The organism is Arthrobacter sp. V1I7 (assembly GCF_030817015.1).
Classification (GTDB): domain Bacteria; phylum Actinomycetota; class Actinomycetes; order Actinomycetales; family Micrococcaceae; genus Arthrobacter.
In genome coordinates, this window is record NZ_JAUSYS010000002.1 from 61944 (window position 1) to 82238 (window position 20295).

Annotated in this window: 19 protein-coding genes; 15 read left to right on the plus strand and 4 right to left on the minus strand. The window is 63.6% G+C overall.

Annotated elements, in window-relative coordinates; genetic code table 11:
• Nucleotides 1-45 precede the first annotated feature (45 nt).
• From QFZ69_RS22760 to QFZ69_RS22795, 8 genes are all read left to right on the plus strand, one after another.
• Entirely contained in the window at nt 46-843 is a 798-nt protein-coding gene (locus QFZ69_RS22760) for a sugar phosphate isomerase/epimerase family protein (RefSeq protein ID WP_307000624.1), read from the plus strand.
• Nucleotides 840-2126 (plus strand): hypothetical protein, encoded by a 1287-nt coding sequence (locus tag QFZ69_RS22765; RefSeq protein ID WP_307000626.1) that lies wholly within the window; start codon nt 840-842, stop codon nt 2124-2126. The genes QFZ69_RS22760 and QFZ69_RS22765 overlap by 4 nt, the downstream gene beginning before the upstream one ends.
• A gap of 4 nt (nt 2127-2130) precedes the next feature.
• A complete protein-coding gene (locus tag QFZ69_RS22770) occupies nt 2131-2871 on the plus strand; it encodes a ThuA domain-containing protein (RefSeq protein WP_307000628.1) in 741 nt (246 codons plus the stop codon).
• Between the two features lie 225 nt (nt 2872-3096).
• On the plus strand, nt 3097-3315 hold the full coding sequence (locus QFZ69_RS22775) for a hypothetical protein (protein ID WP_307000630.1): 219 nt from the start codon (nt 3097-3099) through the stop codon (nt 3313-3315).
• 500 nt (nt 3316-3815) lie between these two features.
• The gene (locus tag QFZ69_RS22780) at nt 3816-4616 is read left to right on the plus strand and encodes an EAL domain-containing protein (RefSeq protein ID WP_307000632.1); all 801 of its coding nucleotides are present in this window, start codon (nt 3816-3818) and stop codon (nt 4614-4616) included.
• A 259-nt stretch (nt 4617-4875) separates the two neighbouring features.
• Nucleotides 4876-5724: a sugar phosphate isomerase/epimerase gene (locus tag QFZ69_RS22785; RefSeq protein ID WP_307000634.1), complete on the plus strand. Its 849-nt coding sequence runs from the start codon at nt 4876-4878 to the stop codon at nt 5722-5724.
• Entirely contained in the window at nt 5721-6938 is a 1218-nt protein-coding gene (locus tag QFZ69_RS22790) for a Gfo/Idh/MocA family protein (RefSeq protein ID WP_307000636.1), read from the plus strand. Before QFZ69_RS22785 ends, QFZ69_RS22790 begins: the two co-directional genes overlap by 4 nt.
• A 778-nt stretch (nt 6939-7716) precedes the next feature.
• Nucleotides 7717-8871: a glycerate kinase gene (locus tag QFZ69_RS22795; RefSeq protein WP_307000639.1), complete on the plus strand. Its 1155-nt coding sequence runs from the start codon at nt 7717-7719 to the stop codon at nt 8869-8871.
• Here the strand turns inward: QFZ69_RS22795 and QFZ69_RS22800 are convergent.
• Entirely contained in the window at nt 8868-9869 is a 1002-nt protein-coding gene (locus QFZ69_RS22800; protein ID WP_307000641.1) for a sugar phosphate isomerase/epimerase, read from the minus strand. The genes QFZ69_RS22795 and QFZ69_RS22800 overlap by 4 nt on opposite strands.
• Before the next feature lie 630 nt (nt 9870-10499).
• A complete protein-coding gene (locus QFZ69_RS22805; protein WP_307000643.1) occupies nt 10500-11390 on the minus strand; it encodes an NADP-dependent oxidoreductase in 891 nt (296 codons plus the stop codon).
• A 70-nt stretch (nt 11391-11460) separates the two neighbouring features.
• Between QFZ69_RS22805 and QFZ69_RS22810 the strand changes: the two genes are divergently transcribed.
• The 4 genes from QFZ69_RS22810 to QFZ69_RS22825 all read left to right on the plus strand — a co-directional run bounded on the left by QFZ69_RS22810 (nt 11461) and on the right by QFZ69_RS22825 (nt 14764).
• Entirely contained in the window at nt 11461-11742 is a 282-nt protein-coding gene (locus QFZ69_RS22810) for a hypothetical protein (RefSeq protein WP_307000646.1), read from the plus strand.
• A gap of 563 nt (nt 11743-12305) precedes the next feature.
• Nucleotides 12306-12749 carry a VOC family protein gene (locus QFZ69_RS22815; protein ID WP_307000594.1) on the plus strand — a complete coding sequence of 148 codons (444 nt, stop codon included), beginning with the start codon at nt 12306-12308 and terminating at the stop codon, nt 12747-12749.
• Entirely contained in the window at nt 12746-14182 is a 1437-nt protein-coding gene (locus QFZ69_RS22820) for an NAD(P)/FAD-dependent oxidoreductase (protein WP_307000648.1), read from the plus strand. Before QFZ69_RS22815 ends, QFZ69_RS22820 begins: the two co-directional genes overlap by 4 nt.
• A 162-nt stretch (nt 14183-14344) precedes the next feature.
• The gene (locus tag QFZ69_RS22825; RefSeq protein ID WP_307000650.1) at nt 14345-14764 is read left to right on the plus strand and encodes a DUF3040 domain-containing protein; all 420 of its coding nucleotides are present in this window, start codon (nt 14345-14347) and stop codon (nt 14762-14764) included.
• A 31-nt stretch (nt 14765-14795) separates the two neighbouring features.
• Here the strand turns inward: QFZ69_RS22825 and QFZ69_RS22830 are convergent, their stop codons facing one another.
• Nucleotides 14796-16925, minus strand: a complete 2130-nt coding sequence (locus tag QFZ69_RS22830; RefSeq protein WP_307000653.1) for a bifunctional diguanylate cyclase/phosphodiesterase — start codon at nt 16923-16925, stop codon at nt 14796-14798.
• 554 nt (nt 16926-17479) lie between these two features.
• Between QFZ69_RS22830 and QFZ69_RS22835 the strand changes: the two genes are divergently transcribed.
• Nucleotides 17480-17620 (plus strand): hypothetical protein, encoded by a 141-nt coding sequence (locus tag QFZ69_RS22835; RefSeq protein WP_307000658.1) that lies wholly within the window; start codon nt 17480-17482, stop codon nt 17618-17620.
• 176 nt (nt 17621-17796) lie between these two features.
• On the opposite strand, the gene QFZ69_RS22840 is transcribed toward QFZ69_RS22835, so the two are convergent.
• Entirely contained in the window at nt 17797-18564 is a 768-nt protein-coding gene (locus tag QFZ69_RS22840) for an IclR family transcriptional regulator (RefSeq protein ID WP_307000659.1), read from the minus strand.
• A 179-nt stretch (nt 18565-18743) separates the two neighbouring features.
• On the opposite strand from QFZ69_RS22840, the gene QFZ69_RS22845 reads away from it, so the two are divergent.
• Nucleotides 18744-19472: a CoA transferase subunit A gene (locus QFZ69_RS22845; protein WP_307000662.1), complete on the plus strand. Its 729-nt coding sequence runs from the start codon at nt 18744-18746 to the stop codon at nt 19470-19472.
• 63 nt (nt 19473-19535) lie between these two features.
• Entirely contained in the window at nt 19536-20213 is a 678-nt protein-coding gene (locus QFZ69_RS22850) for a CoA transferase subunit B (RefSeq protein ID WP_307000664.1), read from the plus strand.
• Nucleotides 20214-20295: the final 82 nt, after the last annotated feature.

Here is a 20295-nt window from a genome sequence, read left to right on the forward strand (position 1 = left end):
ACGCCGGGCCCCTAGGCCGGCACACAACAATTCTTGGAGCAAAAAATGAACATGATCTGCGTGCAGGAACAGCACCTGCCGGGCAACTCCATGGAGGAGAAGTGGGAAACCGCGCAGGAGTGGGGCTTCGACGGGATCGAGCTGCGCGGAAAGGGGGACTTCGGCTTCCGCAAACGGCTGCCCGAACTGCGCAAAGCGGCAGCCCGCGGAATTCCGATGCCCACTGTGTGCGTCGAGATGCTGCACTTCATCGGGGCGTTTGACGCCACACAGCGCCAGGACGCGATTGTGCAGATGAAATCGCTGCTCGATGTCATGGCGGAGATCGGCGGGCGGGGAGCCATGACACCGGCCTCCTATGGAATGTTCTCCGACCGGCTCCCTCCCTTCGTGGCTCCCCGCAGCACCGAAGAGGACCGCGCGGTTCTCATCGACGGGCTGGGCCAGCTGGGCGCGCACGCCGCCACCCTGGGTGTGGAACTGTATCTCGAGCCGCTGAACCGGTATGAGAATCACATGGTCCGCAGGCTCGACGACGCGGTCTCCCTGATCAAGGAAATCGGGCTCGATTCGGTGAAGGTTGCTGCTGATACCTACCACATGAACATTGAGGAAGCAGACCCGGCCGCGGCGCTGCTGGCCGCCGGCCCCTACATCGGACATGTCCAGGCCAGCGACTCCAACCGCCTTGAACCGGGCGCCGGTCACATTGACTGGGCACTGTTCGGTTCCACGGTCCGCGCCATCGGTTACACCGGACCGGTCGCCCTGGAGAGCCGGTTGTCGGGCCCCGCGCAGGATGTCCTGCCGGCGAGCCCCGTACTGCTGCGGAGGTTCCTGTGAACGATGCAGTGTTGTCCGCCGCGACGGCTGTACTTGTAAGAAACTGGAGAGGCCGCCATACGGTTCCGGCCGGCGGGCTCTACCCCCATCAGTGGAGTTGGGACTCGGCCTTCATCGCCATCGGCCTGCGGCACCTCTCTCCCCGCCGCGCCCAGCAGGAACTGGACTCCCTGTTCAGCGCGCAGTGGGCCGACGGGCGGCTTCCGCAGATTGTTTTCGACCCGACGCGGGATGATTACTCACCCGGCGCCAAGTTTTGGCGAAGCGACCGCATTCCCGGGTCGCCTCCGGTCTCCACGGCCGGGCTGGTGCAACCGCCGAACCACGCCTGGGCTACGCTGCTGGTCCACGAATCCAACCCGTCCGAATCCCGCCGCCGCCGTTTTCTGGGCCGGGCCTACCCCAGTCTTGTGGCGTGGCATCAGTACCTGCATTCGCGTCGCCGTTCACCTGAAACCGGCCTTGCCGCCGTCGTGCATCCGTGGGAGAGCGGGTTGGACAATTCACCCTACTGGGACAGCCCGCTGGAAAATGTGGCCGGGTCCTTCGGAGATGACGTGCCGCGCCCGGACCTGGAACACGCCGACGCCACAGAACGCCCGTCTAACAGGGAATATGGCAAGTACCTGTACCTTGCAGCGAGATACCGTGACGCCAACTGCGACGATTCGGCTGCAGCGTGCCCGTTCCGAGTCGAGGATCCGGCCTTCAACGCCATCTGGGCACGATCCGAGCTCGCACTGGCGGGCATCGCTGAAGAACTGGGAATCGCTCCGGCATATGACCACCGGCAACGGTCCCGGGACATCACGGAAGCCCTGGAATCCCTCTGGGACGAGGAGCTGGGCACCTACGTGGCCCGCGACGCCATCACCGGTGACCTGCAGAAGTACCGGACAGTATCCGGCCTGATACCGCTGCTCCTGCCGGAAATCCGCCGCGGGGATGAGCTGGACGCGCTCTTGCGCGGCCCGCACTTTGAGCTGGGCACCTCCTGCCTCGTGCCAAGCCACGACCTCCTTGCGCCGACGTTCGATTCCTCGCGGTACTGGCGTGGACCGTCCTGGTTCAACACCGCATGGCTGCTCGTGGAAGCACTGACGGGCCGCGGAGCCGGTGCTGAGGCCAGAGCCTTGGCTTCATCCATGGCCGAACTCGCCGTCCTCAACGACTTCCCCGAGTACGTCGACCCCCACACCGGCGAACCCCATGGCACCAGAATTTTCAGCTGGACGGCCGCGCTGTGCTTGGACCTTCAGACCCGACTTATCGATGGAGAATGACCGCATGACATCCACTGCGACACCCGTCCGGGTAACAGTCTGGAACGAGAACGTACACGAAAGCTCAGAGCCGCAGATCGCCGCGCACTACCCGCACGGCATCCACGGAGCGATCGCCGGAGGCATCGAAGAGATCCTCGGTGACCAGGCCGCGATCCGGACCGCGACACTGTCAGACGACGAACACGGACTGACGGAAGAGGTCCTTGCCTCCACGGACGTCCTCCTGTGGTGGGGCCACATCGCCCACGACCAGGTCTCGGACCATGTGGTCGATCGTGTTCAACGCCACGTCCTCGCAGGCATGGGTCTCATCGTGCTGCATTCAGGACACTTCTCGAAGATTTTCACCCGGTTAATGGGCACCACCTGCTCTCTTCAATGGCGTAACGACGGGGACCGCGAACTGGTCTGGACGACGGCCCCCCACCACCCGATCGCCGCTGGCATCGACGTACCCATCGTCATCGACCGGCACGAAACCTACGGCGAATATTTCGACATCCCCACACCCGACGAGCTGGTCTTCCTCAGTTCCTTCGAAGGCGGGGAAGTCTTCCGATCCGGCGTCACCTTCACCCGCGGCTACGGAAAAATCTTCTACTTCAGCCCAGGCGACCAGAAATACCCCATCTACTACCGTCAACCGATCCGCCAGGTCCTGGCCAACGCCGTCAGGTGGAGCGCGCCCGTGAGGGCCCGCTCGCTCCCATCGCCCGTACACACTGCCCGCATCGGTAACTAATCTCGGCTGCCTCGGAAGAGCTTCCAGCGCCGTCCGTCGCCAGCCTCCCACTAGGGATCCACAGCGACCAGCCGGCTTGATCCTCACCAGGACGGGGACCACCTTTCAAGCATCCAGGGCCCTGCAAATCGTAGGAGCCCGTCCGTTCGTATGCATCGTCCCGGTCCCGTGATGTCGGTTGTCCGGATGACCGTAAATCAGTGTTACCCAGAACAGGAAAGACCAATGATCACTCTTGCCTCCGGGCCTATCTATCACGTCACGGCGGGCGACCCACAGGAGATCGCCGAAAGCCTCGATCTCGCTGAGCAATTAGCCCAAGAGCAGGCCCTCAAGGAGGGCGTGCGCGGGATCCTCGTGACGCGCCACGGGCCGAACTCGTTCACGGTGGCTCTGAGCGCTGACGTCCCCTATGGAACCACTCTGGAACGCGAGATCGGGTAGGACCATGGCAGCGTCAATCCCGATATTGGGGACGGGCGACCCCGGACATTGCCTGAAGCGTCACCGCCCGCGGCAGGTGGAGTCGGCCGATTCTGACCCGAGACCGAACCAAACATGGAAGAGGACTCGCATGTTGCCTGCGGCGTTACGTCAATACGCCCCCTCCCGAGTGATGCAGTGCCCTGCCGCCGTTGGGAACGTCACTTCGCGGCCGCCGGCGGGTAAGGTCTCCACGTCGCTTAATGCGGACCAGGTTCGGACAAAACAGGACGGTCGACGGTTGCTGACCGTCCTGTCCCTCAAGGTTTCCCCGGCGGCCTCAGTACTCCTGCCTTTCGTGTTCGGCGACCCGGCGAACCCCAAGCGTTACCAGGCGTGTGTTATCCGTCCGACACCGCTGCAAGAGTCTCCTGAGCCTCAAGGTCGTCGGCAGACGCAGTTCGGTCAGAGGCGGCCAGGGACCGGGACTGGAGGGCATCGTGCGTCCGATGGATGACTGCATGGCGCAGGTGCCGGCGAACCAGGAAATCACAGCGCGTCTTGACCACCTGTTCGCCACCCGGACGTTGCTCACAGCTTTTCAGCCGATCTGTCATTTGGGAACCGGCGAGATTGTCGGCACCGAGGCGCTGACTCGCTTCGTTAGTTCGCCGGAGACGCCTCCGGGCCGATGGTTCGTCGAGGCCGATTCAATCGGGCGTGGCACCGAACTCGAATTTCTTGCATTGGAAACGGCCTTGCTGGCTGCAGCGGATCTCCCTGCCCACCTCTATGTTGCCGTCAATCTCTCCCCCGCAGCATGCCTTGACCCGAGGCTGAACGACATAGTGAGGGATTCCGGTCTGAAGCACCGACGAATGGTTCTGGAGCTGACCGAACGCTCAGCGGTCGAAGACTACGGATGCCTCTCCGCAGCGCTCGACCCGCTCAGAAGCGCAGGCATACGCATATCTATAGACGATGTGGGCGCCGGGTTTTCCTCCATGCGCCACATCCTGAGGCTCAGCCCAGAGCTGGTCAAACTCGACCGGACACTCATTGCGGGAATAGACAAGGAGCCCAACCAGAAAGCCCTGTGCGCGGCGATGCTCAGCTTCGCGTCACAAATCGGGGCAAGCCTGGTCGCCGAGGGCATCGAAACCCACGCAGAACTCTCCACCGTTACCGCACTGGGAGTTCACGCCGGCCAAGGCTACCTCTTGGGACGACCTTCCGTGCTTCCTGCGGACTGGTCCCATTGGACACCGCGGAACCGGTCGTCATCGAATGAAAATACATACGCGCAAGATGGGGTCGGGTAACCGAACACGTCATGACACGTCGACCCCCATCATTCCCGTCCGAAAAGAACAACAGAAAGAAAGAATCACCGAACCCGCCCGGCGGCAGTCTGGACGACGCCGACACTGGAGGCAACAAGTGAACATCACAGCCACACCCTCCACCTTTGGGCCGGGCGGTGGCCGACCTCAGCGTGGCCAATGCCCCATGCCATCCCTTCATTTCTTATTTGCAGCAGTATCTAACGGGCGGTCCGACCGCCGGAGGAGTCAAACAGTAGTGACCATAGCACCAAGCGTTCAGTGGATCCTGTCCGGCTTCGGCGACGAGATCGATGATGACCCCGTAGTCCAGATCGCCGTGCTGCAGGCATTGGGAGCCAACTACATTGAAGTCCGCAGCGCCTGGGGCACCAACATCGTGGACCTCGACGATGACCAGCTCGCCCGGTTGAAGGCACTGCTTGAGAGTGCCGGCATGAAGGTCTCCGCCATTGCCTCACCCATCGGCAAGGTCGATGTGACACTGCCCGTGGAGCACGAAGTAGAGCGGCTGCGCCGGACAGCCAGGGCTGCAAAGGTCCTCGACGCCCGCTACATCCGCATCTTCTCTTTCTTCTACGGAGAGGGCGTGGCCGTCGAGACGATCCGAGACGCCGTCATGGAACGCATGCGGGTGTTGGCTACCGTCGCCGAACAGAGCGGGATCGTCCTGCTGCACGAAAACGAAAAGGGCATCTTCGGGGACATCCCGGAGCGTGTTTTGGACATCATGGAAACTGTCGCGTCTCCTGCACTGAAGATCGCCTGGGATGCCGCCAACTTTGTCCAGGTAGGCGTCAAGCCCTTCGCGGAGGGCTACCCCAAGCTGCGTCCACACCTCGAGTATCTTCAGGTCAAGGATGCACGGTTTGCTGATGGCGTCGTCGTTCCTTCCGGCGAAGGCGATGGTGACCTGCTCAGTACGGTCGAGGCACTCAAAGCCGACGGCTACACCGGCTTCGCAAGCCTAGAGCCGCACCTGAGCGGCGCCCACGGTCTGGGCGGCTACTCCGGACCGACGGCGTTCGGCCTGGCAGCCCGCGCCTTTGCCAAGGTCGTTGCTGCGGCAGGGGTGGGAACCAAATGAGCGCAGCTGCCGAAGCCAAGACCCCAAACCAGCAACAGCCAATCCTTAAAGCGGCGATCGCCGGCTGTGGCGTCATCGGCCGCACCCACGCCAATGCAGTCCACGCGATCCCGGAACTGCACGTGACCGCGCTCGTGGATGACATCGCAGAGGCAGCGGAGTCCCTGGCCCAATCAATCGAAGACAACGGCTCGGCCCGTCCTGGCACCTTCCGCACCCTCACAGAAGCGTTCACCGGCGCCGAGGTCGACGTGGTCATCCTGGCTACCCCCAGCGGACTTCACATCCATCAGGCACTGGAGGTGCTCGATGCCGGCAAGCACGTCGTAATCGAGAAACCATTGGACGTCTCCATGGACCGCTCATGCGACATTCTTGCCGCAGCAAAGGCAGCTGAGGCCAAGGGCCTCGTGGCGAGCGTCATCAGCCAGCACCGGTTCGACCCTGCCAGCATTGTTGTCGACGAAGCCCGGCGCAAGGGCCGCTTCGGCCGCCTAACATCCGCCATCGCGTCGGTGAGCTGGTGGCGCAGCCAGGACTACTACGATTCCGGCGCCTGGCGCGGCACCTGGGCGATGGACGGCGGTGGCGCCGTGATGAACCAGGGCGTCCACACCGTGGATCTGCTCCTATGGTTCCTCGGACGCCCCGTCGAAATCAGCGCCAAGACTGCGCTCCTTGCCCATGAAGACGTCGAAGTCGAAGACACGGCAGTAGCGACGCTGACGTTCGAGTCCGGTGCGCTTGCCGTGCTGCACGCCACCACAGCGGCGTACCCAGGCTTGACCGTGCGGCTGCAGGTGATGGGGAGCAAAGGCTCGGCGGTCATCGACAATGACCATCTGGAGTACTTCCATGCCTCCGATGCCGCACCCGGTGTCGATGGCGGCACCATGGGGCTGCTCGGCGGGGGCAACCAAGCCCCTGACGAACTGGCAAAGTTCCCCGTCCAGCCGGAGGACGAGAATCTCGATCCAACCGTGTACCCTGCGGGACACATCCGCCAATACCGGGACATCGTCGACGCGATCCAAGCAGACCGGCCCGCCGGCGTCACCATCCGTGACGCTGTCACCGCGTTGGCGACAGTGCGTGCGCTGTATGCTTCCGCCACAATCGGACAGCCGGTTCTGATCGACGATGTCCTCGCCGGCAAGTACGACCATGTAGAACCCAGGACAGGAAGCAACCGCTTTGAGGACGTCCAGGCCTGAAATTCCACCTCACCGCCTCTGCGCTTGCGCTGTCGCCTGTCGCCCGGCAGACCGATCAGAAGGGCGGTGCTGTGACGCGCCCGGCCGCGTTCGTCAGCACCAGCGCTGGAAAGAACGTACACCTGGCGGAGAGCCTCCACCGACTGGCGTGTCGTGGATGTCCGCACGCCGGTGGGACAGCTTGAGCTCGGCCTGTGAATGGACGGGACGGGATGCGCACCTGATACCGACCACGGCACCGACAACCGAGGGCGGAAGACTCGCTGCCCGGGACCTGATCTTGTCCGGAGCCACCGCCGCCATGTGCTACAACGACCTGCTGGCCATGGCCTCATGCGGGAACTGCAGGCAGCAGCTGTGACGGTACCGGACCACTCCAGCGTAGTCAGATTCAACAACATCTTCGGCGCGGACTTCACCACGTCTGCGCTGACGACGATCGCTTCCCCGTTCAGCGTCTGTAGCGTAGCGGCCTTGGAACAACTGCTGGCGGCCTTTCCGGGGCCGGGTGGAGTTTCCGGCTCGGTGACGCCACTGGGGGGAATCGACCTTGAGGACCAGCTTGCTCGTGCGCGGATCCAGCGGCCGGCTCCTCGCAGCACGGACATAGATGCAGACTTGCCACCCCCGATCGGGCCTTCCTTACTGGAACGTGTCCAGGAACTGCACATCATTTCCCCGCGGGCAGCACGTTTACGCCGCGACGAGCATGCTGAACCGCATGCTGCAACAGTGCCCGGGCAGTCCCATTGCCGGCCCTCATTAGTAAGGAACCGTTGTGCGCGTACTCATTGCCCCTGATAAGTTCAAAGGCTCACTTTCCGGGATGGAGGCAGCGAAGGCGATGGCTGCCGGCGTCCATGACATTCTGCCCGGTGCCCAGCTGACGCAGCTGCCCGTTGCCGACGGCGGCGAAGGAACGCTGGAGGCTGTACTTGTGAGCGGCGGAATAAGACACACCGCATGCGTTCAAAATCCCCTGGGGGCGCCGGTGATCGCTGAATGGGCGCTGCTCGGTAGTACAGCCGTGATCGAATCTGCCCGAGCGAGCGGGTTGGCCCATATCTACCCAACGTTGGAATCTGCCGGTAACTCGCACAGTTTCGGAACCGGGCAGCTAATAGTCGAAGCACTTAACGCGGGGGCAACCGAGATAGTGGTGGGGCTGGGCGGATCGGCCATGACGGACGGCGGATCCGGGGCGCTTCGCGCTTTGGGCCTGCGGGTGTTGGACATCCACGGAACTGACATTCCGATGGGGGGCGCCCATCTTACATCCGCCGCGTCGCTCATCGTTGACGGGGTGGACCATCGGCTGCGCCGGACCCCGCTCCGCCTGGCTGTGGACGTGAACAACCCTCTCCATGGTCCCGACGGAGCCGCCCATGTCTTTGGCGCCCAGAAAGGGGCCGACACGAGAGTCCGCGCGGACCTCGATGCAGGGCTGCGGCACTGGGCCAATCTCCTCAGGGACAGCACAGGCATTGACGTCCAGTCGCCCGGCGCCGGCGCCGCTGGCGGATTCCCGGCGGCGTTCATGGCGCTGGCCGGTGCCACTCTCGAACGGGGATTTGACGTAGTGGCCGAAGTACTTGATCTCCAGGCAGCCATTGAGTCGGCGGACTTGGTACTCACAGGGGAAGGCTCACTGGACGAGCAGTCCCGCTTCGGTAAAGCGCCGATGGGAGTGGCGGACCGCTCCCATGCCCTTGGGCTGCCCGTCGTGGCAATCGCCGGGCGCATCAGGCTAATCGCTGAGGAGCTGGCCAGCCACGGAATCGTGGCGTTTGGGAGTGTGGAGAACGTGGCTCCCTCATCGGAGGCAGGGTTCATTGAAGCAGCTACTTATGCTCGTCAGGCCACCAGGGACGCCCTGTCCGGGCTCAATCTTCGGACCACAGCGGCTCAGCCTGGCCCGGCGATCAGAACTTAGTCCTTGGCGCGGAAGGCGGCATCGAAGCTGGTCTGCGATACGGGGAAGTCGTACTTTTTGAGCGCGGCGAGGGCTTCCGGAGCTCCGTGCAGGCGGTCCATGCCGGCGTCCTCCCATTCGATGGAGATGGGGCCGTCGTAGCCGATGGCGGCCAGGGCGCGGAAGGAGGATTCCCACGGCACGTCCCCGCGGCCGGCCGAGACGAAGTGCCAGCCGCGGCGCGGGTCGCCCCAGGGCAGGTGTGAGCCCAGGACGGTGTTCCGGCCGGTGGGGCGGAGCTTGGTGTCTTTGCAGTCCACGTGGTAGATCCGGTCTTTGAAGTCCCAGATGAAGGAGACCGGGTCGATGCCCTGCCACATGAAGTGGGACGGGTCCCAGTTCAGGCCGAACGCGGGACGGTGGCCGATCGCCTCGAGGGTCCGGACGGTGGTCCAGTAGTCGTAGGCGATCTCGGAGGGGTGGACCTCGTGCGCGAAGCGGACGCCGCATTCGTCGAAGACGTCCAGGATCGGGTTCCAGCGGTCCGCGAAGTCTTGGTAGCCGGCGTCGATCACCGCGGCGGGCACGGGCGGGAACATCGTCACGTACTGCCAGATGGAGGAGCCGGTGAACCCGACAACGGTATCCACGCCGAGGGCCTTGGCCAGCCGGGCGGTCTGCTGCATTTCCTCCGCGGCGCGTGTGCGGACGCCCTCGGGGTCGCCGTCGCCCCACACCTTGGCCCCCACAATGGCCTCGTGCCGGAAGTCGATCGGGTCGTCGCACACGGCCTGGCCCTTGAGGTGGTTGGAGATGGCCCAGACCTTGAGGTTGTATTTCTCCAGCACGGCGAGTTTGGACTCGACGTAGCCGGGCTCGTCCCAGCGCCAGGCGTCCAGGTGGTCGCCGGAGACGGCGATTTCCAGACCGTCGTAGCCCCAGCCGGAGGCCAGGCGCGCAACTTCCTCGAACGGGAGGTCGGCCCACTGGCCGGTGAACAGGGTGTAAGGGCGGGGCATCTCAGGCTCCTTCGGGAACGGCGGTGGGGGCGGCGGTTACGTGGAAGCCATCCAGCTGGACCACCGAGCTCTGGGTCGCGGCGCTTGTTGTAGTCGCCGCCGGCTCCGGGTTCGATCTTATTACTGTCCCCACCGAGCGCGCATGCCCGTGCGGCGAGCTTGCAAGGTCAAGATTCTTCCGAGAAGTCCAAGACCACCTGGAGTGCCTGCTGGGGGTTGCTTGAGATCCAAGCTAAAGCCGGTTCCGCACCTCCGGCCAGGGCCAATCGATTGATTGCCGCGATAAGAAGCTCACCGACAAAGTGGCGCGCAAACCCTCCAAAACCCCACTCCGGATGACCTTGGGGCTCCACCGATTCCCCGTTGGCGAAGGACTTCGGGTGCGTCCCGGCGCAGAAGGCCCGGCTTGCACCGGTCAGCACGCGACCCGGACGTCGCGATCAGCCGCCAGTTGTGGCCGAGGGCGGCGTTCACCGCGTTCAAGGACCGCAGGCGGTTCAGCAGTACTAGCGCGACATTATCAAGGACCTCGTAGAGGACGACATCATCCTGCGTCGGGTGACAGGGCGGGTCATTGACGGTCTCCTTCTACTACCTCTGCGGGCAGCTTGTAGGCTGTCAGCATCGGGCCTAGAGGACTAGAACGGTCCGGCCCCCGGCTCGTGTCTCGTAGGATTCGAACGCCTTGTGGATGTCCCTGAGTCCGAAGACGGTTGGCGCCGGCAGGGTCAGCGTTCCGGATTCGACGTGGCCAGCCAGAACGGCGAGGCGTTCACCGGATTCTTCGATCCGCACCACTGTTCCGGTCTTGCCTTCCATCGAGTCCCCTCCTGGTTCGGTACCTGGGACGACCGACACGTAGGTTCCGCCCGGGCGAAGCGCCTCGGCGATGTCAATACCGGCAGCGTCAACGATCCGGTCGAAGGAATTCGAGGGCACATCGTCCACATAGACTTCGCTGACCCCGGCGGTGCGCAACGGCTCCGCCTGCGACTCGCTGAGCACGAGTGCGTGAACTTGAAGCCCCCGGTTCAGGAGAAGTTGAACGACAATCCAACCCACGGCCCCTGCCGCTCCGACCACCAGAATCCGATCTCCGGCAGCGGGGGCTAAGTCCTCTACAGCCTTGAGTGCCGTGAGTCCGACCAAGGGCAACTGCGCCAGCACGGCCGACTCGATGCCCTCGGGGGCCGGGGTTATGGACGAAGCTGGCAGAACGACATACTCCGACCAAGTGCCTCGGGCGGTGACCGCCATGTTGGACATGGCCAGCACTCGAGTGCCCTCGGCAGGGCCCACCGTTTCCGGGCCGAGTCCCGCGACCTGCCCGACCAGGTCCCAGCCCAAAATGAAGGGATAGTCGCCGCTTAGCGGAACGATAGCGCCGTTGCGGATCTTCAAGTCCGCAGGATTGATGGCCGATGCCTTGAACCGGATGAGTACCTCGCCCGGGCCAGGTACTGGCGTAGGCAGGTCGCGGAGATTGAGGTCGTTCGGTGCGTCGAGTTGGATGGTAAGCATTTTGCTGCCTTTCGTAGAACGGGTAATAGGGACACGGGGATCCGATTGGGAAGCGTGACTGGTTAAGCAGGTGACGATCGTCGCATTACAAGTAGTCACCTGTCAAGCTGGTGACACGAAACATTCATTCGTCTGCGGCAATGCGGCCCTCGACTTCGCCTCCACATTTGGCTCACGGCTTGGGGCGCCTGTCGAACTGTTCCCGTCGCCGGAGAGCCTGGACTCCTCGTTTTGCGAATCCGGGATCGTCGACGGAGACATCAAATTTCAGCCGGCAGACCTTGACGAGGCCATTCTGATCCGGGCGGGGGCCCTCTCCCGCGAAACCGCAGCCAGCGTATCTGCCCCGTGACAATGCCACCTGCTGCAATCAACGGGATCTCCCCAAGTCATTTGAGCAACACGTGCAGGGGCGTGATCCCTGCCGGTCCGGCTGCATCGAGAGGGTACCCCTGCGCCCGCCAGTTTCGGGCCCCTGGATGCACGCCTCGTTCTTGCAGCGTGGAGACGATGCCCGCCGCCGGCACATCGCAGGCCACGGGCACGATGGCGGGGGCTGGTTCGCATGGGACGCCGGGCTTGCTTTGCCGATCCCGCCCGACGTTTCTGACTTCCAAGCTTTAGTAGTGAGAAGACCGGGGCCTACTGCCGGCGTGCCAGGCTGCCGGCCGCCAAGGGCCCCCTGCCGCTTCTGGCGTGGCCGTCGCCGAGCATGCCGGATCCACCAGCTGCCAGAGCAGCCGAGTAACCCCCTTGACAGGTGACGACATCGCGTGCAAATATCGTTACCAGTTGAAGCGGTGACGAAGAAGCGATCCGGACGGCAACACCTGGTTCCTCCAGGAAATCAACACCCGGGCACCCGGGCGATGAGCGCACAACCAACTACTAAACAAACAAAAGGGATTTATCATCATGGATTTGAAGCTTGAAGTACTGTTCGTTCCCGTTTCCGACGTCGATCGGGCCAAGGCCTTCTACGAATCGCTCGGATTCCGCCTCGATGTCGATTACGTCGCCAGCGAAGAGTTCCGGCTGGCGCATTTGACCCCTCCCGGGTCGGAAGCATCCATCATCATCGGCAAGGGCGTCACCACAGCCGCACCCGGATCACTCCAGAACACGATTTTCGCCGTGAAGGACATCGTCGCGACCCGGGCCGACCTTGCTGCAAAGGGCGCCGATGTCTCCGAGGTCTTCCACTACGCGGACGGATTCATCTTCCACCTCGACCACCAGCACCGCGTTCCCGGCCCGCACCCGGAACGCGCCGACTACCAGTCCTTTGCAACCTTCAGTGACCCGGACGGCAACACCTGGTTCCTGCAGGAAATCAACACCCGGGCGCCCGGCCGATGAACAACCCGAACGGTTCAGCAGAATATGACCTGATCGTGCTCGGCGGCGGTGCCGTGGGAGAGAACATTGCCGACCGCGCGGTGCAGGGCGGCCTGACCGCAGTGATTGTCGAGAACGAGCTCGTCGGTGGCGAGTGCTCCTACTGGGCATGCATGCCCTCAAAGGCGCTGCTGCGCTCGGCCCAGGTGCTGCGCGCAGCCCGGCAGGTCCCCGGCGCCGCGCAGGCCGTGACCGGTGACCTCGACGTGCAGGCAGTGCTGGCACGCCGGGATTCCTTCGCCGGCAACTGGTCCGACAAGGGGCAGGTGAGGTGGCTCGACAGCGCCGGCATTGCCCTGGTCCGCGGCCACGGCCGGCTCACCGGACCCAAGCAGGTCACCGTCACCGCCTACGACGGCACCATCACGAAGCTGACCGCACGCCATGCCGTGGCCGTCACGACCGGATCCGACGCGCTCCTGCCCGACATTGACGGACTCGCTGATGCCCGGCCGTGGACCAGCCGCGAGGCAACCAGCGCCCGGTCGGTTCCTGAGAGCCTGGCCATCATCGGCGGCGGCGTTGTCGGTGCCGAGATGGCAACGGTTTATGCAGCTTTTGGCACGGCAGTAACCCTGATCTCCATCGGCGGGCTGCTCTCCGGCATGGAGCCGTTCGCCGGGGAGCTGGTCGCCGATGCCCTCCGTGAGCAGGGTGTCACCGTGATGCTCGATACGAAAACCACCCGCGTCACCCGGAACGAACACGGTGTCACCCTCGAGACCGGGGACGGCAGCACCATCACCGCCCAGGAAGTCCTCGTCGCCACCGGCCGCACCCCCCGCACCGGGGATATCGGCCTGGACGCGGTCGGGCTCACGCCCGGCGGCTGGATCGAGACCGATGACACCATGCTGGTTCCGGGCTTCGACTGGCTCTACGCCGCCGGCGACGTGACAAAGCGTGCGCTGCTCACCCACCAGGGAAAGTACCAGGCCCGCGCAGCCGGTGACGTCATCGCCGCCCGCGCGGCCGGAGCACCAGTATCGGACGCGCCCTGGGGAACCCACGTCGCCACCGCCGACCATCAGGCCGTCCCGCAGGTCACGTTCACCGACCCCGAGATCGCCTCCGTGGGCCTCACCGCCGCGGCCGCGCGCAGGAGCGGTTATGACATCCGGGTGGTCGACTACGAGATCGGGCACGTCGCCGGCGCGAGCGTGCGGGCCGACGGCTACACCGGCACCGCCCGGATGGTCGTGGACGAGAAGCGCAAAGTCGTGCTCGGCGTGACCTTCGTCGGTCCCGACGTGAGCGAACTGCTGCACGCCGCGACCGTCGCGGTCGTCTCGGAAGTCCCGCTCAACCGCCTGTGGCATGCCGTACCGGCCTACCCCACAGTCAACGAGGTCTGGCTCCGGCTCCTCGAAACCTACGGGCGCCCGGCCCGCTAGAAGTTTGTCCCGACTCCGGCGGCGGTGTCGTCTCCGCAATCTTGCGGCGGCGCCGCCGCCGTCGTCGGTGCTGTCCACCTCGTTGGATAAGACGACTGTACGGATCCCTGCGTTTTCCTGACCTCTAGCCCCAGACCACTCACCCTGACCGATCGGCACACCATGTCCCACAGCCCCCTCTCGCAACACGAAAAGAGTCTGCTTGAGCAGCTCGAGAAACAGTTCAAAGAGGACGACCCCATATTCGCCAACGCAATGGAACCGGAGCCGGCACGTAAGCGGTCCGCCCTCCGCCTTGCCATCGGCCCGACTTCCATCGCGGCCGGCATACTGCTCGTGGTGCTGGGTGCAACACTTCAGGGCGCCGTTCCGGCCGTCCTTGTCGGTGTCCTGGGCTTTGCCACGATGATCGCTGGAGGGCATTTCGCCGTGCAGCACACCTCGGGAGGCAGAAACAAAGTAGGTGCCCCCGTCATTGTGCCAGCGGACTCAGTCGGAGGCCAAAAGGCGGGAAAGGACTGCCGCTTCTTCAAGGACGGCGTCGGCCACCTGGCCCTGTGCAGCTTGTTTTGGTGCGTGTAGTCGCCTGCGAGCTGGCCGGCGACTGATGGTATCAAGCCCCGGTGGGGTCGTTGCCGGTGATTTGTTTAGTGAGCCAGTTCAGGAGATCAGAGGCGGATTCGCGATGATCGAAATCGCCTGAGTGCTGCTGTTCGTGCCACTCTATCGCGGCCTCGGCGGAGGGCTCAGCGGACAGGAACGAATTCATCGGACAGGCATCGAGCGGGCCCGGGTGCGGGGACTCGAGGCGGGCCAACTGCCAGTGGTAGGCCAGTGCGCCCGGGAATGTGTGGAAAGGCGCATGACGGGATGGCGCTGTGAAGTCCGCGATCCAGGCCGGGACGCTCTCGGCTGGCAGGGGACGGGCAAGGTAATAGCCTTGGCCGTATGGGATTCCGAGGGTGGACGCGGCTTCGGTGATTCCGGCGTCTTCGAGGCCTTCTGCGATGACATCCCATCCCATGTCTTGGCCCAATTGAATCATCGTGGTGAGGAACGTCAGGGTGCGGATCGGGGATGTTCTGAGCTGGGCAAGTATCCGGTGGTCTATTTTGACGGTGGTGAACGGCAGTGCGGTCAGCCGTCGAAGGCTGCTGTGGCCGCCGCCCAGATCATCCATGGCCATCCCCACGCCAAGCGCCAGGAGGTCGTTGAAGGCCCGGCTCTGAATGTCACAGTCCTCGAAGTGGTTCTCTAGGAGCTCGAGGACCAGCCGGTGCGGCGCGATGTTGTGGCGGTTCAGGGTGGACGCGACCCATCGTGTGCAGCCCGGGTTCCGGAGGACAGTGGGTGGGAGGTTGATACTCACTCGCAGCCCGTGTCCCTGGCTGTCCCAGACCGCGAGCTGGTTCAGAACCTGTTCAAGCCCTGCTTTGAACAGCCGAACAATGCCATCGTCGGTGAGCAGAGGCAGGAAGACATCGGGCGGGATGATGGTCCCGTCCTCGAGGGTGAGCCGGGCCAGGGCCTCAAGGAAATGGATCTTTCCGGTTTTCAGGTCGATCACGGGCTGGAAGAACATGCGCAGGCCACCAGTGAAGAGCCTGTGCCGGTACGCCTGTGCGTCGTCTACGGACCGGGTCAGACGCGGCCCGGATGTGCCCGGTCCTGCTGCCACTGGCTGCGGGCCGTGGCCATCGGGGACCCCAGCGGCGGGTGTGTTGTCCAGGTGCCACCATTGGCTGCGGACGTCTTTGCGGTCTTTGAGGTGGTAAAGGGCGGCATCTGCCCGTCGAAGGACAGCGTTGCCGTCCTCCCGGCCGGGTAGGCAAAGTGCCACGCCGACACTCATTTCAATGGGGACGCTGACGGTCGGGCCGAGGACGAATGCGGTGTCCACAAGCCGGTGAAGGCTGGTGAGGATAGTCCCGATCTGTTCCTCGGCGGTGTTCGCGTCCAGGTCCTCGATCACCAGGACGAACTCGTCTCCGCCGAGGCGCGCAAGAAAGTCCGTCCCGCGCAGCTTTCCTCGAAGCCGGCGGCCGAATTCGGCCAGGAGGGCGTCGCCAGCCTCATGTCCGAAGATGTCATTGACGAGTTTGAAGTCGGCAAGATCGATGACCGCGATTGCGGCTTGTCCCGCGCTGTTGACGCTGCGCTCGGCGAGTCCGGACAGATGCTGGTCCAACGCCGTCCTGTTCGGCAGACCCGTGACCGGATCGTGAAGAACCAGGAACCGGAGTCGGTCCTGCCTTGACTTCTGTGCCGTTACATCCCGTTGAACACTAAGGATATGCGTGACCGCGCCGGTGTCATCCCTCAACGGAGAGACAGGGAGGGCATCCCAGAAGGGTGTCCCGTCTTTGCGGTGGTTTAGGATCTCACCCCGGAAAGTTTCCCCGCGGGCGAGGGTGGTCCGCAGCGCCGCGACCGTAGCTGGGTCGGATCCGGTCCCCTGGAGTAGACGGCAGTTGCGACCCAAAACCTCCTCCGCGCTGTATCCTGTGACGGCTGTGAAAGCAGCATTCGCGTAGACGATGCGCTGAGCGTCGGTCATGAGTGAGCCCTCAGAAAGAGCATCCAGGGCGTGGTCGAGCAGAGCATGGGGACCCAGCCCCGCCACAAGCCCTTCCCGGTCCAGCACTGTGCTCCGCGCGCCTCCCCGGCCCGGCCTGTCGTCAGAGGCCAGACGGGCACGTCCGTAGAGAGACCGCACCGCGTTCATCCAAAAATGCATCTTCATCAAACCTCCAGTTCAAAATACGCTATTTCGGCGGCATTGAGACAGTGGAATGAAATTCGTGCGGGAGACCTTCGACCCGAAATATTCCTCTCAAGTTAATACTCTGACGCTGCCCAATAAGCGTAGACCGGAATGAAAGGAAGAAGTCCTTTCGCTCAAGGGAACAACTTCAGCGCATCTGCATCGGTAATGGTCTTGATAATTCATGAGTAATTCAAACGCTTAATTTCCCCCGAGACCCATTGCCCAATCCACCTCCGCCGAGGGCCGTACCCGTCCAAGTATCGCCCAGGGCCTCGACATGGTGCTGTGCAGACAAACGCAGAGGAAGACCCGGTCCTCGACTTGGGGGATCGAAAGCGGGCCTTCCTCCGCAGCACGCCTCCAATGCGGAAAAATGTCGAAGACGCAGAATCAAGGTAGCAGGACTTCCTTCGGGGCGCGACGGCTCGATTGTGATATGAATCACCTTCAAGTCGGTCTATTTTATTATCTATTTGTCAAACTTTGGGAAGCCTTAGGGTGATATCAAAATATCCTCGGGAAGGACGGGGATGATGGAAATAAAGCCAATGCGCTACCGATACTTCGCGAAAGAGCAACGACGCACCCGCCGGCTCAGGGGCATCGCGTATTTGCTGCTGGGACTGCTCGCAGCAGCCACCGCCGTCGTACTTTACGCGCTGACCAGATAGCGCCCGCCCCGGTACCGGCCCACACTCCCCCGGCACTCAAGGGGCATCAAGCCGGACGCGCGCCTATCTTGCCCGGAGTACGACAACGCGGCCTCCGCTCTTGGAACGCAGAGCCCGCCGGATCGAAGAAGCTTCGCGACACTTCGGGCAGCAGGACACCCGGACCGCCGCGTTGCTCATTGGAGCTGGCTGGTAATTCGGTGGGCTTCTTCCATCAGGAGCCTTCCCAGGAACTCCTGCCGGTCTTCCCGGAAGCGCGGCTCAATTCCGGTCAGAGACAAGGCCCAGGCCGGACGTTTGGCCGGATCGAACACTGCAGCACCCATCCCCCAGCTGCCTTCCAAAACCAGGCCGGGGTTAATGGCGTACCCCTTGGAACGGGTCTGCTCTAAGTTGGCGCGGGCTACCGCCTCTGTATGGCCGGCAGCGAAGGGTCCGGCATGAATGTCCCAGCTGGATAGAAGGTCCTTCTGTTCCTCCTCGGGAAGAAATGCCATGATTGCGGTACCGGCTGACGCCACGCCCAAAGGGAAGCGGACACCTTCGTGCAAGACGAAGGAGCGCACCGGGAAACTTCCTTCCTCGCGCAAGAGGCAGACGGTCTCGTTACCGCGGCGCACCGAAAAAAAGGCGCTTTCACCGGTTTCTTCAGCAAGTCGCCGCAGGCTGGGCCGGGCAATATCTTCAAGCGGAAAGCGCGCCGCGGCCACTGATCCCATGAGGAGTACCTCCGGTCCGAGCGTCCAATGCCCGGTGGCGGCGTCGTAGTCGAGGAGACCTTCTGCTCCAAGCGAGCTAAGAAGGCGGTGGGCTGTGGGGCGAGTTAATCCTGATTCACGGACCAAGGCAGTGATTGAACTTCCCGAGGGTTTCCTGGCGACCAGCCTGAGCAGCGCTGCTACTCGGGAGACGACTTGGGTGCCCTGGATTGTGTTCGCTTTCATTTTGCTCCATTGAGGTTTTCTCCATATTGTGGACAGTCTAAATCTTGGTGTTCATATGCTGGTCGAACTGCCGTTTCCGGAACAATAGCGGCTTGACGTCTTCATTTTTGGCACCCTAGGCTCAATCTTCAATGAAGGTGTCCACAAAGTGAACACGCTCAGCTCAATGAGGAGATCGAATGTCCAAACTTAAATCCAACGTGGCGGCCGCCCTGCAGGACGTATTGCGGGACGGTATGACGCTCGCCGTCGGCGGTTTCGGCCTCAGCGGGATCCCCGCTGACCTGATCGAGGCGGTGCGGGACTCCGGGGTGAAGGACCTGACGATCGTCTCCAACAACATGGGCGTGGACGGCAAGGGCCTCGGCATACTGATCGAAGGCGGTCAGGTCCGCAAGGTCATCGCGTCCTACGTCGGGGAAAACAAGCTCTTCGCCGAGCAGTACCTCGCCGGCCAGCTGGAGGTGGAGTTCACCCCGCAGGGCACGCTGGCCGAGCGGCTGCGCGCCGGCGGCGCCGGCATCCCGGCTTTCTACACGAAGGCCGGTGTGGGCACCCTCGTCGCCGAAGGCAAGCCGCTGGCGGAGTTTGACGGCGAGACGTTCGTCCTGGAACGCGCCATCAAGGCCGATGTCGCTCTGGTCCACGCGCACACTGCCGACACCGACGGCAACCTGATCTACCGGTACACCGCCCAGAACTTCAATCCGGTGGTGGCTACGGCCGGCGCCGTGACGGTCGCCGAAGCCGAGGTGATCGTCGAGCCGGGCCAGCTGGACCCGAACCACGTCATCACCCCCGGCGTGTTCGTCCAGTGCCTGGTCCAGGCCACCGGCCGGGTCAAGGAGATCGAACAGCGCACGGTCCGCCCCCGCGCCGGGGCCGCGCCGTCCGGCGTGCCGGCCTGAACCGCATCTTCCCGAACTGCGCCGGCCCGAACCGCCGCCGCCACACACCTGAGGAGAATCATCATGGCCTGGACCCGGAATGAAATGGCTGCCATCGCGGCCGAAGAACTGAACGACGGCGACTACGTCAACCTTGGCATCGGCATCCCCACGCTGGTTGCCAACAACCTGCGCGACGGCGTCCGCGTCGTCCTGCAGAGCGAAAACGGCCTGCTCGGCATGGGCCCGTTCCCCTACGAAGGCGAGGAAGATGCAGACCTGATCAACGCCGGCAAGCAGACCGTCACGGTCCTCCCCGGCGGCAGCATCTTCGACTCCGCGACGTCGTTCGGCATGATCCGCGGCGGCCACGTGAAGGTCGCCATCCTCGGCGCCATGCAGGTTTCCGGCGCCGGTGACCTCGCCAACTGGACCATCCCCGGCAAGATGGTCAAGGGCATGGGCGGCGCCATGGACCTTGTAGCCGGCACGCCGCGCGTCGTGGTCCTCACCGAGCACAACGCAAAGGACGGCACGGCCAAGATCGTCAAGGAATGCACCCTGCCGCTGACCGGCCTGAGCTGCGTTGACCGCGTCATCAGCGACCTTGCCGTGTTTGACCTGAACAAGAGCCCAGGCGGCGGGCGCCAGCTCACGCTCACCCGACTGGCCCCGGGCGTCACCGTGGAGGAGATCCGCGAGAAGACCGAGGCAGAATTCAGCACGGTACTGGAAGCCTATGAGAGCAGCCTGAAGAGCTGAAGACGATCCCCTCTAGCGCCAGTAACCGCCGGGTATCGCGACAGGAAACGAGCACCCGCCTCAGTCCGTGCAGACTCGGCAC

Excerpts from the sequence above, each read along its gene's own strand:
- QFZ69_RS22770 (WP_307000628.1), top strand. The coding sequence starts at position 2,131 with ATGACATCCACTGCGACACCCGTCCGGGTAACAGTCTGGAACGAGAAC.
- QFZ69_RS22760 (WP_307000624.1), top strand. The coding sequence starts at position 46 with ATGAACATGATCTGCGTGCAGGAACAGCACCTGCCGGGCAACTCCATG.
- QFZ69_RS22800 (WP_307000641.1), bottom strand. The coding sequence starts at position 9,869 with ATGCCCCGCCCTTACACCCTGTTCACCGGCCAGTGGGCCGACCTCCCG.
- QFZ69_RS22850 (WP_307000664.1), top strand. The coding sequence starts at position 19,536 with ATGGCCTGGACCCGGAATGAAATGGCTGCCATCGCGGCCGAAGAACTG.
- QFZ69_RS22840 (WP_307000659.1), bottom strand. The coding sequence starts at position 18,564 with ATGAAAGCGAACACAATCCAGGGCACCCAAGTCGTCTCCCGAGTAGCA.
- QFZ69_RS22805 (WP_307000643.1), bottom strand. The coding sequence starts at position 11,390 with ATGCTTACCATCCAACTCGACGCACCGAACGACCTCAATCTCCGCGAC.
- QFZ69_RS22815 (WP_307000594.1), top strand. The coding sequence starts at position 12,306 with ATGGATTTGAAGCTTGAAGTACTGTTCGTTCCCGTTTCCGACGTCGAT.
- QFZ69_RS22845 (WP_307000662.1), top strand. The coding sequence starts at position 18,744 with ATGTCCAAACTTAAATCCAACGTGGCGGCCGCCCTGCAGGACGTATTG.
- QFZ69_RS22820 (WP_307000648.1), top strand. The coding sequence starts at position 12,746 with ATGAACAACCCGAACGGTTCAGCAGAATATGACCTGATCGTGCTCGGC.
- QFZ69_RS22835 (WP_307000658.1), top strand. The coding sequence starts at position 17,480 with ATGATGGAAATAAAGCCAATGCGCTACCGATACTTCGCGAAAGAGCAA.
- QFZ69_RS22830 (WP_307000653.1), bottom strand. The coding sequence starts at position 16,925 with ATGAAGATGCATTTTTGGATGAACGCGGTGCGGTCTCTCTACGGACGT.
- QFZ69_RS22825 (WP_307000650.1), top strand. The coding sequence starts at position 14,345 with ATGTCCCACAGCCCCCTCTCGCAACACGAAAAGAGTCTGCTTGAGCAG.
- QFZ69_RS22780 (WP_307000632.1), top strand. The coding sequence starts at position 3,816 with ATGGCGCAGGTGCCGGCGAACCAGGAAATCACAGCGCGTCTTGACCAC.
- QFZ69_RS22790 (WP_307000636.1), top strand. The coding sequence starts at position 5,721 with ATGAGCGCAGCTGCCGAAGCCAAGACCCCAAACCAGCAACAGCCAATC.
- QFZ69_RS22775 (WP_307000630.1), top strand. The coding sequence starts at position 3,097 with ATGATCACTCTTGCCTCCGGGCCTATCTATCACGTCACGGCGGGCGAC.